Origin of the sequence: Streptomyces sp. NPDC007929, from assembly GCF_042959065.1 — a bacterium.
Taxonomy (GTDB): Bacteria; Actinomycetota; Actinomycetes; order Streptomycetales; family Streptomycetaceae; genus Streptomyces.
In genome coordinates this window covers 276,252-290,055 of record NZ_JBIBKD010000002.1, presented here as the reverse complement: position 1 = coordinate 290,055, position 13,804 = coordinate 276,252, and the positions used below count along the sequence as shown (strand labels likewise).

Sequence of the window (13,804 nt, the reverse complement as noted above, 5' to 3'; positions counted from 1 at the left end):
GGGCGGATGGTTGGGCGAAGGCCCCTAATCCGCCGCCGCCGCGAACGCCCCCCGGGCCATGCGGTGCAGCAACTCCGCCGTAGCCCCCCGCCCGGGCAGCGACCCCGCCCTTCCCAGATGCGGCGTCGAGTTCAGCAACCCGAACACCGAGTGCACAGCGGACCGAGCCGCCGGTTCCCCCAACCCCTCGTACACCTCCCGCACCACCCCCACCCACAGCTCCACATACTGCCGCTGCAACTGCCGCACCATCTTCCGGTCGGTGTCCCGGAGGCGATCCAGCTCACGGTCGTGCAGGGTGATCAGAGGCCGGTCGTCGAGCGCGAAGTCGATGTGCCCCTCGATCAGCGAGTCGAGGACCGCCTCCGCCCCACCCCCGTCCGCCTCCGCCAGCCTCCGCTTCGCCCCGGTCAGCAACTGCCCGCTGATCCCCACCAGCAGCTCCGCGAGCATCGCGTCCTTGCCCGCGAAGTGCCGGTACAGCCCGGGCCCGCTGATCCCGACCGCGGCGCCTATCTCGTCGACTCCGACCCCATGGAACCCCCGCTCGGCGAACAGCCGGGCGGCCTCCTTGAGGATCTGCTCACGCCGGGTGGGGGCGTCGGTTCTGGTGGCCATGAAATCAATTCTAGACAGGGAGGTTAGCGGTCGTTAACCTGAAGGAAATGCGTTAACGCTCATTAACAAGGTGAGGGGACCCGCAGGATGCACGAGGCACCGGAGCTCACGAGCGCGGCAGACCCCGCGTCGGAGGCCTTTCGGGCCAACGAGGAGGCGCACCACGCCCTCGTCGAGGAGCTGCGCACCAAGCTCGCCGCGGCCGCACAGGGCGGCGGCGAGAGGGCCCGCGCCCGCCACACGGCCCGCGGCAAGCTGCTCCCCCGCGACCGCGTGGACACCCTCCTCGACCCGGGCTCGCCCTTCCTGGAGCTGGCCCCGCTCGCGGCCGACGGGATGTACGAGGGGCAGGCCCCGGCCGCCGGCGTCATCGCCGGCATCGGCCGGGTCAGCGGCCGCGAGACGGTGGTCATCGCCAACGACGCCACGGTCAAGGGCGGCACGTACTACCCGATGACGGTCAAGAAGCACCTCCGCGCCCAGGAGGTCGCCCTCGACAACCGCCTCCCCTGCGTCTACCTGGTGGACTCGGGCGGCGCCTTCCTCCCCATGCAGGACGAGGTCTTCCCGGACCGCGACCACTTCGGCCGCATCTTCTACAACCAGGCCCGCATGTCCGGCGCCGGCATCCCCCAGATCGCCGCCGTCCTCGGCTCGTGCACGGCCGGCGGGGCGTACGTCCCGGCGATGAGCGACGAGGCGGTGATCGTCCGCGACCAGGGCACCATCTTCCTGGGCGGCCCGCCCCTGGTGAAGGCGGCCACCGGCGAGGTCGTCACGGCGGAGGAGCTCGGCGGCGGCGAGGTCCACTCCCGCACCTCGGGCGTCACCGACCACCTCGCGGAGAACGACGCGCACGCGCTGCGCATCGTCCGCACCATCGTCTCCACGCTCCCCTCCCGAGGACCGCTCCCCTGGCAGGTCCAGGAGGCGACGGAACCCAAGGTCGACCCGCAGGGCCTCTACGGCGCCGTCCCCGTCGACTCCCGCACCCCCTACGACGTGCGCGAGATCATCGCCCGGGTCGTCGACGGCTCCCGCTTCGCCGAGTTCAAGTCCGAGTTCGGCCAGACCCTGGTCACCGGCTTCGCCCGGATCCACGGCCACCCGGTGGGCATCGTCGCCAACAACGGCATCCTGTTCTCCGAGTCCGCCCAGAAGGGCGCCCACTTCATCGAGCTGTGCGACCAGCGCGGCATCCCCCTGGTCTTCCTGCAGAACATCTCGGGCTTCATGGTCGGCAAGGACTACGAGGCGGGCGGCATCGCCAAGCACGGCGCCAAGATGGTCACGGCGGTGGCCTGCACGCGCGTACCGAAGCTGACGGTGGTGGTCGGCGGCTCGTACGGCGCGGGCAACTACTCGATGTGCGGCAGGGCGTACTCCCCCCGCTTCCTGTGGATGTGGCCGAACGCCAAGATCTCGGTGATGGGCGGCGAGCAGGCCGCCTCGGTCCTCGCGACCGTCAAGCGGGACCAGCTGGAGGGCCGCGGCGAGACCTGGCCGGCCGAGGAGGAGGACGCCTTCAAGGCCCCGATCCGCGCCCAGTACGAGCGCCAGGGCAACGCCTACTACGCCTCGGCCCGCCTGTGGGACGACGGTGTGATCGACCCGCTGGACACCCGTCAGGTCCTGGGCCTGGCCCTGACCGCGTGCGCCAACGCGCCCCTGGGTGACCCCCAGTTCGGCGTCTTCCGGATGTGAGGGGACGGACGACGATGTTCGAGACAGTACTGGTGGCCAACCGCGGCGAGATCGCCGTACGGGTGATCCGTACGCTGCGTTCGCTGGGCGTGCGCTCGGTGGCCGTCTTCTCCGACGCGGACGCCGACGCCCGGCATGTCCGCGAGGCCGACACGGCGGTGCGCATCGGCCCGCCGTCCGCCTCCGAGAGCTACCTCTCGGTGGAGCGCCTGCTGGAGGCCGCCGCCCGCACGGGCGCGCAGGCCGTCCACCCGGGCTACGGCTTCCTCGCCGAGAACGCCGCCTTCGCGCGGGCCTGCGCCGAGGCCGGCCTGGTCTTCATCGGCCCCCCGGCGGACGCGATCGCGCTGATGGGCGACAAGATCCGCGCCAAGGAGACGGTCCAGGAGGCCGGGGTTCCGGTCGTGCCCGGCGGGCGGGACCCGGAGCTCGCCGAGGCGGCCCGCGCGCTGGGCGCGCCCGTGCTGCTGAAGCCCAGCGCGGGCGGCGGCGGCAAGGGCATGCGCCTGGTGCGGGACCTGACCCGGCTTGAGGAGGAGATCGCCTCGGCCCGCCGCGAGGCCCGCGCCTCCTTCGGCGACGACACGCTCCTCGTGGAGCGCTGGATCGACCGCCCCCGCCACATCGAGATCCAGGTCCTGGCGGACGGCCACGGCAACGTGGTCCACCTCGGGGAGCGCGAGTGCTCCCTCCAGCGCCGTCACCAGAAGATCATCGAGGAGGCGCCGAGCGTCCTCCTCGACGAGGAGACGCGTTCCGCGATGGGCGAGGCGGCGGTCCAGGCGGCCCGCTCCTGCGGCTACCGGGGCGCGGGCACGGTGGAGTTCATCGTCCCCGGCAACGACCCGTCGTCGTACTACTTCATGGAGATGAACACCCGCCTCCAGGTGGAGCACCCGGTCACGGAGCTGATCACGGGCCTGGACCTGGTCGAGTGGCAGCTGCGGGTGGCGGCCGGGGAGCCTCTCGGTTTCGCCCAGGAGGACGTACGCCTGACCGGTCACGCCGTGGAGGCCCGCGTCTGCGCCGAGGACCCGGCCCGCGGCTTCCTCCCCTCCGGCGGCACCGTGCTGAAGCTGCGCGAGCCGCAGGGCGACGGGGTGCGCACCGACTCGGGCCTCACCGAGGGCACGGAGGTCGGCAGCCTCTACGACCCGATGCTCTCCAAGGTCATCGCGTACGGCCCCGACCGCGCGAGTGCCCTGCGCAAACTCCGGGCGGCCCTGGCGGAGACGGTCACGCTCGGCGTGCAGACGAACGCCGGGTTCCTGCGCCGCCTCCTCGCCCACCCGGCGGTCGTCTCCGGCGACATGGACACGGGCCTGGTAGAGCGCGAGGTCGAGGGGCTGATCCCCACGGACGTACCGGAGGAGGTGTACGAGGCGGCGGCGGCCGTACGCCTGGAGGCCCTGAAGCCGGAGCCGGGCGGCTGGACGGACCCCTTCTCGGTGCCGAGCGGCTGGCGCCTGGGCGGCGTACCGAAGCCGCCGGTCTTCCCCCTGCGGGTGCAGGAGCCCCTGGAGTACACCCCGCGCGGCACGGCCACGGTCGCCGGCGACCGGGTCTCCGTCACGCTGGACGGCGTCCGCCACACCTTCCACCGCGCCGCCGACTGGCTCGGCCGCGACGGCGACGCCTGGCACGTGCGCGACCACGACCCGGTGGCCGCGTCCCTGACCCTGTCGGCGCACGCGGGCGCCGATTCGCTCACCGCCCCCATGCCGGGCACGGTGACGGTGGTGAAGGTCGCCGTCGGCGACGAGGTGAGCGCCGGTCAGAGCCTGCTGGTGGTGGAGGCGATGAAGATGGAGCACGTCATCTCCGCCCCGCACGCGGGCCAGGTCACCGAGCTCGACGTGGCACCGGGCAGCACGGTCGCCATGGATCAGGTGCTGGCGGTCATCGCACCGCATGAGGAGGCGGCGGAATGACAGTCCCAGGGCTCCCGATGGCCGTCCCCAGCAGTGACCTGCCCACCCGCGTCCGCATCCACGAGGTCGGCGCGCGCGACGGCCTGCAGAACGAGAAGGCGACGGTCCCGACCGAGGTCAAGGCGGAGTTCATCCGCCGCCTGGCCGACGCGGGCCTCACGACGATCGAGGCGACGAGCTTCGTCCACCCCAAGTGGGTCCCCCAACTGGCGGACGCGGAGCAGCTGTTCCCGATGGTCGCCGACCTGCCCGTCGCGCTCCCGGTCCTGGTCCCGAACGAACGGGGCCTGGACCGCGCCCTGGCGCTGGGCGCCCGGCGGGTCGCGGTCTTCGCCAGCGCGACGGAGTCCTTCGCCAAGGCCAACCTCAACCGCACGGTGGACGAGGCGCTGGCGATGTTCGAGCCGGTGGTGGCCCGCGCGAAGGCCGCCGACGTCCATGTCCGCGGCTACCTCTCCATGTGCTTCGGCGACCCGTGGGAGGGCGCGGTCCCCGTCCCCCAGGTGGTGAAGGTCTGCCGGGCCCTGCTGGACATGGGCTGCGACGAGCTGAGCCTGGGCGACACGATCGGCGTGGCCACCCCGGGCCATGTGGTCGCGCTCCTCGCCGCCCTGGACGAGGCAGGAGTCCCGCCCACCGCCCTCGGCGTCCACTTCCACGACACCTACGGCCAGGCCCTCGCCAACACCCTCGCGGCGCTCCAGCAGGGCGTCACCACGGTCGACGCCTCGGCGGGCGGTCTGGGCGGCTGCCCGTACGCGAAGTCGGCCACGGGCAACCTCGCCACCGAAGACCTGGTGTGGATGCTGCGGGGCCTCGGCATCGACACCGGAATCGACCTCGGCCGCCTCGTCGCCACGAGCACGTGGATGGCCACCCACCTGGGCCGACCCAGCCCGTCCCGCACCGTCCGAGCCCTGTCCCACGAGGACACCGAGGAGCACTGATCACCATGGACTACCGTCTCTCCCCCGAGCTGGAGGAACTCCGCCGTACGGTCGAGGAGTTCGCGCACGAGGTGGTGGCGCCGAAGATCGGCGACTTCTACGAGCGGCACGAGTTCCCGTACGAGATCGTCCGGGAGATGGGCCGCATGGGCCTGTTCGGCCTGCCGTTCCCCGAGGAGTACGGCGGCATGGGCGGCGACTACCTGGCCCTCGGCGTGGCCCTGGAGGAACTGGCGCGGGTCGACTCCTCGGTGGCGATCACCCTGGAGGCCGGCGTCTCCCTCGGCGCGATGCCGATCCACCTCTACGGCACCGAGGCGCAGAAGCGGGAGTGGCTCCCCCGTCTGTGCTCGGGCGAGATCCTGGGCGCGTTCGGCCTGACGGAGCCGGACGGCGGCAGCGACGCGGGCGCGACCCGAACGACGGCCCGCCTTGACTCGTCCACGAACGAATGGGTCATCAACGGCACGAAGTGCTTCATCACCAACTCGGGCACGGACATCACGGGCCTGGTGACGGTCACCGCGGTCACGGGCCGCAAGCCCGACGGCAAGCCGCAGATCTCCTCGATCATCGTCCCCTCGGGCACCCCCGGCTTCACGGTCGCGGCCCCCTACTCCAAGGTCGGCTGGAACGCCTCGGACACCCGCGAGCTGTCCTTCACGGACGTCCGCGTCCCGGCGGCCAACCTCCTGGGCGACGAGGGCCGCGGCTACGCCCAGTTCCTGCGCATCCTCGACGAGGGCCGCATCGCGATCGCGGCCCTGGCGACGGGCCTGGCGCAGGGCTGCGTGGACGAATCGGTCAAGTACGCGAAGGAACGCCACGCCTTCGGCAAGCCGATCGGCGCCAACCAGGCCATCCAGTTCAAGATCGCGGACATGGAGATGAAGGCCCACACGGCCCGCCTCGCCTGGCGTGACGCAGCGGCCCGCCTGGTCACCGGCGCCTCCTTCAAGAAGGAGGCGGCCCTGGCCAAGCTCCACTCCTCCACGGTCGCGGTGGACAACGCCCGAGAGGCGACCCAGATCCACGGCGGCTACGGCTTCATGAACGAATACCCGGTCGCCCGCATGTGGCGAGACTCCAAGATCCTCGAAATCGGCGAGGGCACCAGCGAGGTGCAGCGCATGCTGATCGCGCGGGAGTTGGGGCTGGTGGGCTGAGCGACGGAACCGGGGACCCAGGTCCCGAGCCGACGGGCGCAGTGACTCGGATCACTGCGCCCGTTCGCATCTCCACGCCCGCTCCCGGGCACACACCCCCCGACCCCCTGGACAAGATCTCAGGTTAGGCTAACCTAAGCCTCGTTCCAGCCAAGCGGCTGTCAGCCGTGCCCGCAGTGGCTCCGTACGCACGAAAGCAGATCCCGTCATGTCGAACGCCAGAACCGCCCGTTACTCCCGCCGCGGCCTTCTCGCCGCCGGTGGTGCTCTCGGGCTCGGCGCCCTCGTGACCGCCTGTGGCAGTGAGGACGCCAAGGACGGCGGCTCGGACGCGAAGGGCGCCACCAAGTCCGGCCCCTGGTCCTTCAAGGACGACCGCGGCAAGACCGTGAGCCTGGACCACGTGCCCACGAAGATCGTCGCGTTCACCGGTGTCGCCGCCGCCCTGTACGACTACGGCATCGAGGTCAAGGGCGTCTTCGGCCCGACCAAGACCAAGGACGGCAAGGCCGACGTCCAGGCCGGCGACATGGACGTCAGCAAGCTGACGATCTTCGGCAACCGGTTCGACCAGTTCAACGTCGAGCAGTACGCGGCCTTCCAGCCCGAGGTGCTCATCACCACCACCTTCGACGCCGCCGGCAGCCTCTGGTACGTCCCGCTGGCGTCCAAGGACAAGATCGCCAAGCTCGCCCCGAGCGTCGCGATCTCGGTGTTCGACCGTCAGATGCCGAAGCCGCTGCAGCGCATGGCCGAACTCGCCGAGTCGCTCGGCGCCGACCTGAAGGCCGCGAAGGTCGTCGAGGCGAAGAAGCGCTTCGAGGCCGCCTCCGAGCGGCTGCGCAAGGCCGCCAAGTCCCGCCCCGAGATCAAGGTGCTGGCCGGTTCCGCCTCGGACTCCATCTTCTACGTCTCCGGCTCCAACTTCTCCATCGACCTGGAGTACTTCAAGGCCCTCGGCGTGAACTTCGTCGAGCCCCCGAAGAAGGCCATGGAGGCCAACGGCGGCTGGTTCGAGAACCTCAGCTGGGAGAACGTCGACAAGTACCCGGCGGACGTCATCATGATGGACGACCGCGCCTCGACCATCCAGCCGGCCGACATCACCGAGGCGACCTGGAAGAAGCTCCCCGCGGTCAAGGCCGGTCAGGTCATCTCGCGTTCCCCCGAGCCGATCCTGTCGTACGACAAGTGCACGCCGCTGGTGGAGAACCTCGCGAAGGCCATCGAGTCGGCCAAGAAGGTCGCCTGACCCGCCCGGGGCCCGGCCGGGGTCTGCGCCACCCCGGCTCGAACCGCCCAGGGCCTGACCCCGTCCCCTTCCTGACGTCCAGGAGCCGTACGTGACCACCGCCGTAGCCGCCCCGTTCCGCTTCTTCTCCCTCCAGGTCGTGCGGACGAGGCGGCTCGGGCCGTCTCTGGTCCGGGTCACCTTCGGGGGACCCGATCTGCACGCCTTCCACTCCGACGGGCGGGACCAGTCCCTGTCGCTGTTCCTGCCGCACCCCGGGCAGCCCGAGCCGGTCGTCCCGCTCGAACTCGGCGACAGCTGGTGGCAGGGCTGGCGTGAACTCCCGGACGACGTACGGGCCGTGATGCGGTCGTACTCCCTGCGCGCCCTGCGCCGCGACCCGGACGAGATCGACATCGACTTCGCCCTGCACGGCATCGAGCCGGGCGCCGCGGTCCAGGCCGGTCCCGCTTCCCGCTGGGCCGCCCGGGCCGCCGCCGGTGACCGGGTCCTGCTGCTGGGGCCGGCCGTCGCCGACAACCGGGCGATCCGGTTCCGGCCGCCCGAGGACACCGACCTCGTCGTCGTCTGGGGCGACGAGACCGCCGTACCGGCCGCCTCGGCCATCGTCGAGGCGCTGCCCGCCGGCACCCGCGCCCGGGTCTGGCTGGAGGTCCCGCACGCCGGCGACATCCAGGACCTGGCGACCGAGGCCGACGCCGAGATCACCTGGCTGGTCCGCGACGAGCGGGACACCGAGGGGTCCCCCATGGCCCTCGACGCCCTCCGTGCCGCCCGCCTCCCCGCGGCCGAGCGGCCGTACGTCTGGATCGCCGGCGAGTCCGGGTGCGTCAAGGAGCTGCGCCGGCACTTCGTGCGTGAACGCGGGCTCGACCGCCGCAGGGTGACGTTCGTCGGCTACTGGCGGCACGGCGTGAGCGAGGAGCAACTGCGGGCGGAGGCGGCGTAGCCGCACATCCCCCAGTGCTGAGCGGAAGCGGCCCGACCGCACCTGCCCGGCTTGGAAGTGACACGAGTGACCACTGTCACGGCAGGCCCTTCTCCCCCCTCGATCAAGTTAGGTTAGGCTTACCTAAGTTCTGGACGCCGGAGACCCGCCCATCCCGTCCCACACCGGACCGTCCCAACCGGAGGACCCCCACATGCGCTCGCACCTGCTCAACGACACCACCGCGGAGCAGTACCGCCGCTCCGTGACCGAAGGAGTCGAGCGGGTGGCCGCCAAACTCGCCGCCACCGACCGGCCGTTCACCGGCATCACCGTCGACGCGCTCGCCCCGCGCATCGACGGGATCGACCTCGACCAGCCGCTGCACGACACCGGCGCGGTGCTCGACGAACTGGAGGACGTCTACCTCCGGGACGCCATCTACTTCCACCACCCCCGCTACCTGGCCCACCTCAACTGCCCGGTCGTCATCCCGGCCGTGCTCGGCGAGGCCGTCCTGTCCGCCGTCAACTCCTCCCTGGACACCTGGGACCAGTCGGCCGGTGGCACCCTCATAGAGCGGAAACTGATCGACTGGACCACCGCCCGCATCGGCCTCGGCCCGGCCGCCGACGGCGTGTTCACCTCCGGCGGCACCCAGTCCAACCTCCAGGCCCTGCTGCTGGCGCGCGAGGAGGCCAAGAGCGACGACCTCGCCAAGCTGCGCGTCTTCGCCTCCGAGGTCAGCCACTTCAGCGTGAAGAAGTCCGCGAAGCTGCTCGGGCTCGGCCAGGACGCCGTGGTCTCGGTCCCCGTCGACCACGACAAGCGCATGCAGACCGTCGCCCTCGCCCGCGAGCTGGAGCGCTGCAAGGAAGCCGGCCTCGTCCCCATGGCCGTCGTCGCCACCGCGGGCACCACCGACTTCGGCTCCATCGACCCGCTGCCCGAGATCGCCGAGCTGTGCGAGCAGTTCGGCACCTGGATGCACGTCGACGCCGCCTACGGCTGCGGCCTGCTCGCCTCCCTGAAGCACCGGGACCGCATCAACGGCATCGAGCGCGCCGACTCCGTCACCGTCGACTACCACAAGTCCTTCTTCCAGCCGGTCAGTTCCTCGGCCGTGCTGGTCCGGGACGCGGCGACACTGCGCCACGCCACCTATCACGCCGAGTACCTCAACCCGCGCCGCATGGTGGAGGAGCGCATCCCCAACCAGGTGGACAAGTCGCTGCAGACCACCCGCCGCTTCGACGCGCTCAAGCTGTGGATGACCCTGCGGACCATGGGCGCCGACGGTATCGGGCAGCTCTTCGACGAGGTGTGCGAGCTGGCCCGTCAGGGCTGGAGGCTGATCGCCGCCGACCCGCGCTTCGACGTCGTCGTCGAGCCGAGCCTGTCCACCCTGGTCTTCCGCTACATCCCGGCGGCCGTCACCGACCCCGCCGAGATCGACCGCGCCAACCTCTACGCCCGCAAGGCCCTGTTCGCCTCCGGTGACGCCATCGTCGCGGGCACCAAGGTCGGCGGCCGCCACTACCTGAAGTTCACCCTGCTCAACCCCGAGACGCGGGCGTCCGACATCGCCGCCGTCCTCGATCTGATCGCCGGCCACGCCGAGCAGTACCTGGGAGAGTCCCTTGACCGCGCGTCCTGACAACCCGACCAGAACCCGAGACTTCGTGGGGATCGGGCTCGGCCCCTTCAACCTCGGTCTGGCCTGCCTGACCGAGCCGATCGACGCACTCGACGGCGTCTTCCTGGAGTCGAAGCCCGACTTCGAGTGGCACGCGGGCATGTTCCTGGACGGCGCCCACCTCCAGACGCCGTTCATGTCGGACCTGGTCACCCTCGCCGACCCGACCTCCCCGTACTCCTTCCTGAACTACCTGAAGGAGAAGGGCCGCCTCTACTCGTTCTACATCCGCGAGAACTTCTACCCGCTGCGCGTCGAGTACGACGACTACTGCCGCTGGGCCGCGGGCAAACTGAGCAGCATCCGCTTCGGCACGACGGTCGCCGAGGTGACGTACGAGGACGAGCTGTACGTCGTACGGACCACCGCCGGGGTCACCTACCGGGCCCGTCACCTGGTCCTCGGCACCGGCACCCCGCCCCACATACCCGAGGCCTGCCAGGGCCTGGGCGGCGACTTCATCCACAACTCCCGCTACCTGGAGAGCAAGGCGGAGTTGCAGAAGAAGGACTCGATCACCCTGGTCGGCTCGGGCCAGTCCGCCGCCGAGATCTACTACGACCTGCTCAGCGAGATCGACGTCCACGGCTACCGGCTGAACTGGGTCACCCGCTCCCCGCGCTTCTTCCCGCTGGAGTACACCAAGCTCACGCTGGAGATGACGTCCCCCGAGTACGTCGACTACTTCCGCGAGCTGCCCGAGGCGACCCGCTACCGCCTCACGGCCGAGCAGAAGGGCCTGTTCAAGGGCATCGACGGCGACCTCATCAACGAGATCTTCGACCTGCTCTACCAGAAGAACCTCGGCGGCCCGGTCCCCACCCGGCTGCTCACCAACTCCGCGCTGCACAGCGCGCGGTACGACAACGGCACGTACACCCTCGGCTTCCGCCAGGAGGAGCAGGGCAAGGACTTCGAGCTGGACTCGCAGGGTCTGATTCTGGCGACCGGGTACAAGTACGCGGAGCCCGAGTTCCTGGCCCCCGTCAAGGACCGCCTGGTCTACGACTCCCACGGCAACTTCGACGTCGCCCGCAACTACGCGATCGACGTCACCGGCCGGGGGATCTTCCTGCAGAACGCCGGTGTCCACACGCACAGCATCACCAGCCCGGACCTCGGCATGGGCCCCTACCGGAACGCGTACATCATCCGCGAACTGCTCGGCAGCGAGTACTACCCGGTCGAGAAGACCATCGCGTTCCAGGAGTTCGCCGTATGAGCGCCGGCATCGGAACCCTCACCGTCCGCCCGCTCGACCCCCTCGGGGACGCCGAGCTGCTGCACTCCTGGGTCACCCACCCCAAGGCGGCCTACTGGATGATGCAGGACGCGAAACTCCAGGACGTGGAGCGCGAGTACATGCGGATCGCCGCGCACGAGCACCACGACGCCTACCTCGGCCTGCACGAGGGCCGCCCGGCGTTCCTGATGGAGAGGTACGACCCCCGGTACGTCGAGCTGGAAGGGCTGTACGACCCGGAGCCCGGCGACGTCGGCATGCACTTCCTGGTCGCGCCGACCGACCGGCCGATCCACGGCTTCACCAGGGCCGTCATCACCGCCGTGATGGACGAGCTGTTCGCCGACCCGCGCACCCGCCGGGTCGTGGTGGAGCCCGACGTGCGCAACAAGGCAGTACATGCGCTCAACGAGGCCGTGGGCTTCGTGGCCGAGCGCGAGATCGACAAGCCGGAGAAGCGCGCGCTGCTCAGCTTCTGCACGCGCGCGCAGTACCTGGCTGCCCGAGGAGTGGCGATATGACCCTGTCCGACGCCGTGGCCCACCTGTCCCCCGAGCGCTGGGACCAGGCGGGCCGCCTGCTGGTCCGCAAAGCGCTCGCCGAGTTCGCGCACGAGCGGCTGATCACGCCCGAGCGGGACGGCGACGGCTGGGTCGTCCGCTCCGACGACGGCCTGACGAGCTACCGCTTCTCGGCGACCCGCCGCGCCCTGGACCACTGGCAGGTCGACGCCGCCTCGATCACCCGTCACCGGGACGGCACCGAACTCCCCCTCGCCGCACTGGACTTCTTCATCGAGCTCCAGAAGTCCCTGGGCCTGAGCGACGACATCCTGCCGGTCTACCTGGAGGAGATCTCCTCCACCCTCTCCGGCACCTGCTACAAGCTCACCAAGCCGAGGACCACGGCGGCCGAGCTGGCACGCGGCGACTTCCAGGCCATCGAGACCGGCATGACCGAGGGCCACCCCTGCTTCGTCGCCAACAACGGCCGGCTCGGCTTCGGCATCCACGAGTACCTGTCGTACGCGCCGGAGACCGCGAACCCGGTCCGCCTCGTCTGGCTGGCCGCCCATCGCTCGCGTGCGGCGTTCACGGCCGGGGTCGGCATCGAGTACGAGTCGTTCCTGCGCGAGGAACTGGGCACGGAGACCGTCGACCGCTTCCACGGCGTCCTGCGCGAGCGGGACCTGGACCCCGGCGACTACCTGCTGATCCCGGTCCACCCCTGGCAGTGGTGGAACAAGCTCAGCGTCACCTTCGCCGCCGAGGTCGCCCGGGGGCACCTGGTGTGCGTGGGCGAAGGCGACGACGAGTACCTCGCCCAGCAGTCCATCCGGACCTTCTTCAACAGGACCAGCCCCGAGAAGCACTACGTCAAGACCGCCCTGTCGGTCATCAACATGGGCTTCATGCGCGGCCTGTCGGCGGCGTACATGGAGGCCACCCCGGCGATCAACGACTGGCTGGCCCAGCTCATCGAGGGCGACCCGGTGCTGAGGTCGACGGGCCTGTCGATCATCCGGGAGCGCGCGGCGGTCGGCTACCGGCACCTGGAGTACGAGCGGGCCACGGACCGCTACTCGCCGTACCGCAAGATGCTCGCCGCGCTGTGGCGGGAGAGCCCGGTGCCGTCCCTGAAGGAGGGCGAGTCCCTGGCGACCATGGCGTCCCTGGTCCATGTCGACCACGAGGGCGCGTCGGTCGCGGGCGCCCTGATCGAGCGGTCGGGCCTCACCCCCACGCAGTGGCTGCGCCGCTACCTCCAGGCCTACTACACGCCCCTCCTGCACAGCTTCTACGCCTACGACCTCGTCTTCATGCCGCACGGCGAGAACGTCATCCTGGTGCTGAAGGACGGGGTCGTGCAGCGCGCGATCTACAAGGACATCGCCGAGGAGATCGCGGTCATGGACCCCGACGCGGTGCTGCCGCCGACGGTCGAGCGACTGCGCGTGGAGGTCCCGGAGGACAAGAAGCTCCTGTCGATCTTCACGGACGTCTTCGACTGCTTCTTCCGCTTCCTCGCGGCGAACCTCGCCACGGAGGGAATCCTGGAGGAGAACGACTTCTGGCACACGGTCGCGGACGTCACCCGCGCCTACCAGGAGTCGAAGCCCGAACTCGCCGACAAGTTCAAGCAGTACGACATGTTCGCCCCCGAGTTCGCCCTCTCCTGCCTCAACCGCCTCCAACTCCGCGACAACGCCCAGATGGTCGACCTGTCGGACCCGTCGGGCGCCCTCCAGCTGGTGGGCAACCTGAGGAATCCGATCGCGGATCTCTGACCCCCCAGACAGACGAGCACCCCGGAGTACGG

Annotated in this window: 11 protein-coding genes; 10 read left to right on the top strand and 1 reads right to left on the bottom strand. The window is 70.4% G+C overall.

The genetic code is table 11. From position 1 onward, the window contains the following. Positions 1-24: 24 nt before the first annotated feature. Positions 25-618 carry a TetR family transcriptional regulator gene (locus tag ACFZDE_RS06140; protein ID WP_391003357.1) on the bottom strand — a complete coding sequence of 198 codons (594 nt, stop codon included), beginning with the start codon at positions 616-618 and terminating at the stop codon, positions 25-27. 87 nt (positions 619-705) lie between these two features. Between ACFZDE_RS06140 and ACFZDE_RS06135 the strand changes: the two genes are divergently transcribed. From ACFZDE_RS06135 to ACFZDE_RS06090, 10 genes are all read left to right on the top strand, one after another. After that, positions 706-2,322: a carboxyl transferase domain-containing protein gene (locus tag ACFZDE_RS06135; protein WP_391003355.1), complete on the top strand. Its 1,617-nt coding sequence runs from the start codon at positions 706-708 to the stop codon at positions 2,320-2,322. A 14-nt stretch (positions 2,323-2,336) separates the two neighbouring features. Next, positions 2,337-4,253: a biotin carboxylase N-terminal domain-containing protein gene (locus ACFZDE_RS06130; RefSeq protein ID WP_391197847.1), complete on the top strand. Its 1,917-nt coding sequence runs from the start codon at positions 2,337-2,339 to the stop codon at positions 4,251-4,253. After that, positions 4,250-5,200, top strand: coding sequence for a hydroxymethylglutaryl-CoA lyase (locus ACFZDE_RS06125; RefSeq protein ID WP_391197844.1), 951 nt, complete (start codon positions 4,250-4,252; stop codon positions 5,198-5,200). Before ACFZDE_RS06130 ends, ACFZDE_RS06125 begins: the two co-directional genes overlap by 4 nt. A gap of 5 nt (positions 5,201-5,205) precedes the next feature. Next, positions 5,206-6,366, top strand: a complete 1,161-nt coding sequence (locus ACFZDE_RS06120) for an acyl-CoA dehydrogenase family protein (RefSeq protein ID WP_391197842.1) — start codon at positions 5,206-5,208, stop codon at positions 6,364-6,366. 208 nt (positions 6,367-6,574) lie between these two features. Beyond that, complete coding sequence (locus ACFZDE_RS06115; protein ID WP_391197840.1) at positions 6,575-7,618, top strand: ABC transporter substrate-binding protein; 1,044 nt, start codon at positions 6,575-6,577, stop codon at positions 7,616-7,618. 91 nt (positions 7,619-7,709) lie between these two features. Continuing rightward, positions 7,710-8,567 (top strand): SIP domain-containing protein, encoded by an 858-nt coding sequence (locus tag ACFZDE_RS06110; protein ID WP_391003345.1) that lies wholly within the window; start codon positions 7,710-7,712, stop codon positions 8,565-8,567. A 193-nt stretch (positions 8,568-8,760) separates the two neighbouring features. Next, a complete protein-coding gene (gene desA / locus ACFZDE_RS06105; protein WP_391197837.1) occupies positions 8,761-10,203 on the top strand; it encodes a lysine decarboxylase DesA in 1,443 nt (480 codons plus the stop codon). Then, the gene (locus ACFZDE_RS06100; RefSeq protein ID WP_391197836.1) at positions 10,187-11,464 is read left to right on the top strand and encodes a SidA/IucD/PvdA family monooxygenase; all 1,278 of its coding nucleotides are present in this window, start codon (positions 10,187-10,189) and stop codon (positions 11,462-11,464) included. Before desA ends, ACFZDE_RS06100 begins: the two co-directional genes overlap by 17 nt. Continuing rightward, positions 11,461-12,006, top strand: coding sequence for a GNAT family N-acetyltransferase (locus ACFZDE_RS06095; protein ID WP_391197834.1), 546 nt, complete (start codon positions 11,461-11,463; stop codon positions 12,004-12,006). Before ACFZDE_RS06100 ends, ACFZDE_RS06095 begins: the two co-directional genes overlap by 4 nt. Further along, positions 12,003-13,772, top strand: coding sequence for an IucA/IucC family protein (locus ACFZDE_RS06090; protein WP_391197832.1), 1,770 nt, complete (start codon positions 12,003-12,005; stop codon positions 13,770-13,772). Before ACFZDE_RS06095 ends, ACFZDE_RS06090 begins: the two co-directional genes overlap by 4 nt. Positions 13,773-13,804 lie beyond the last annotated feature (32 nt).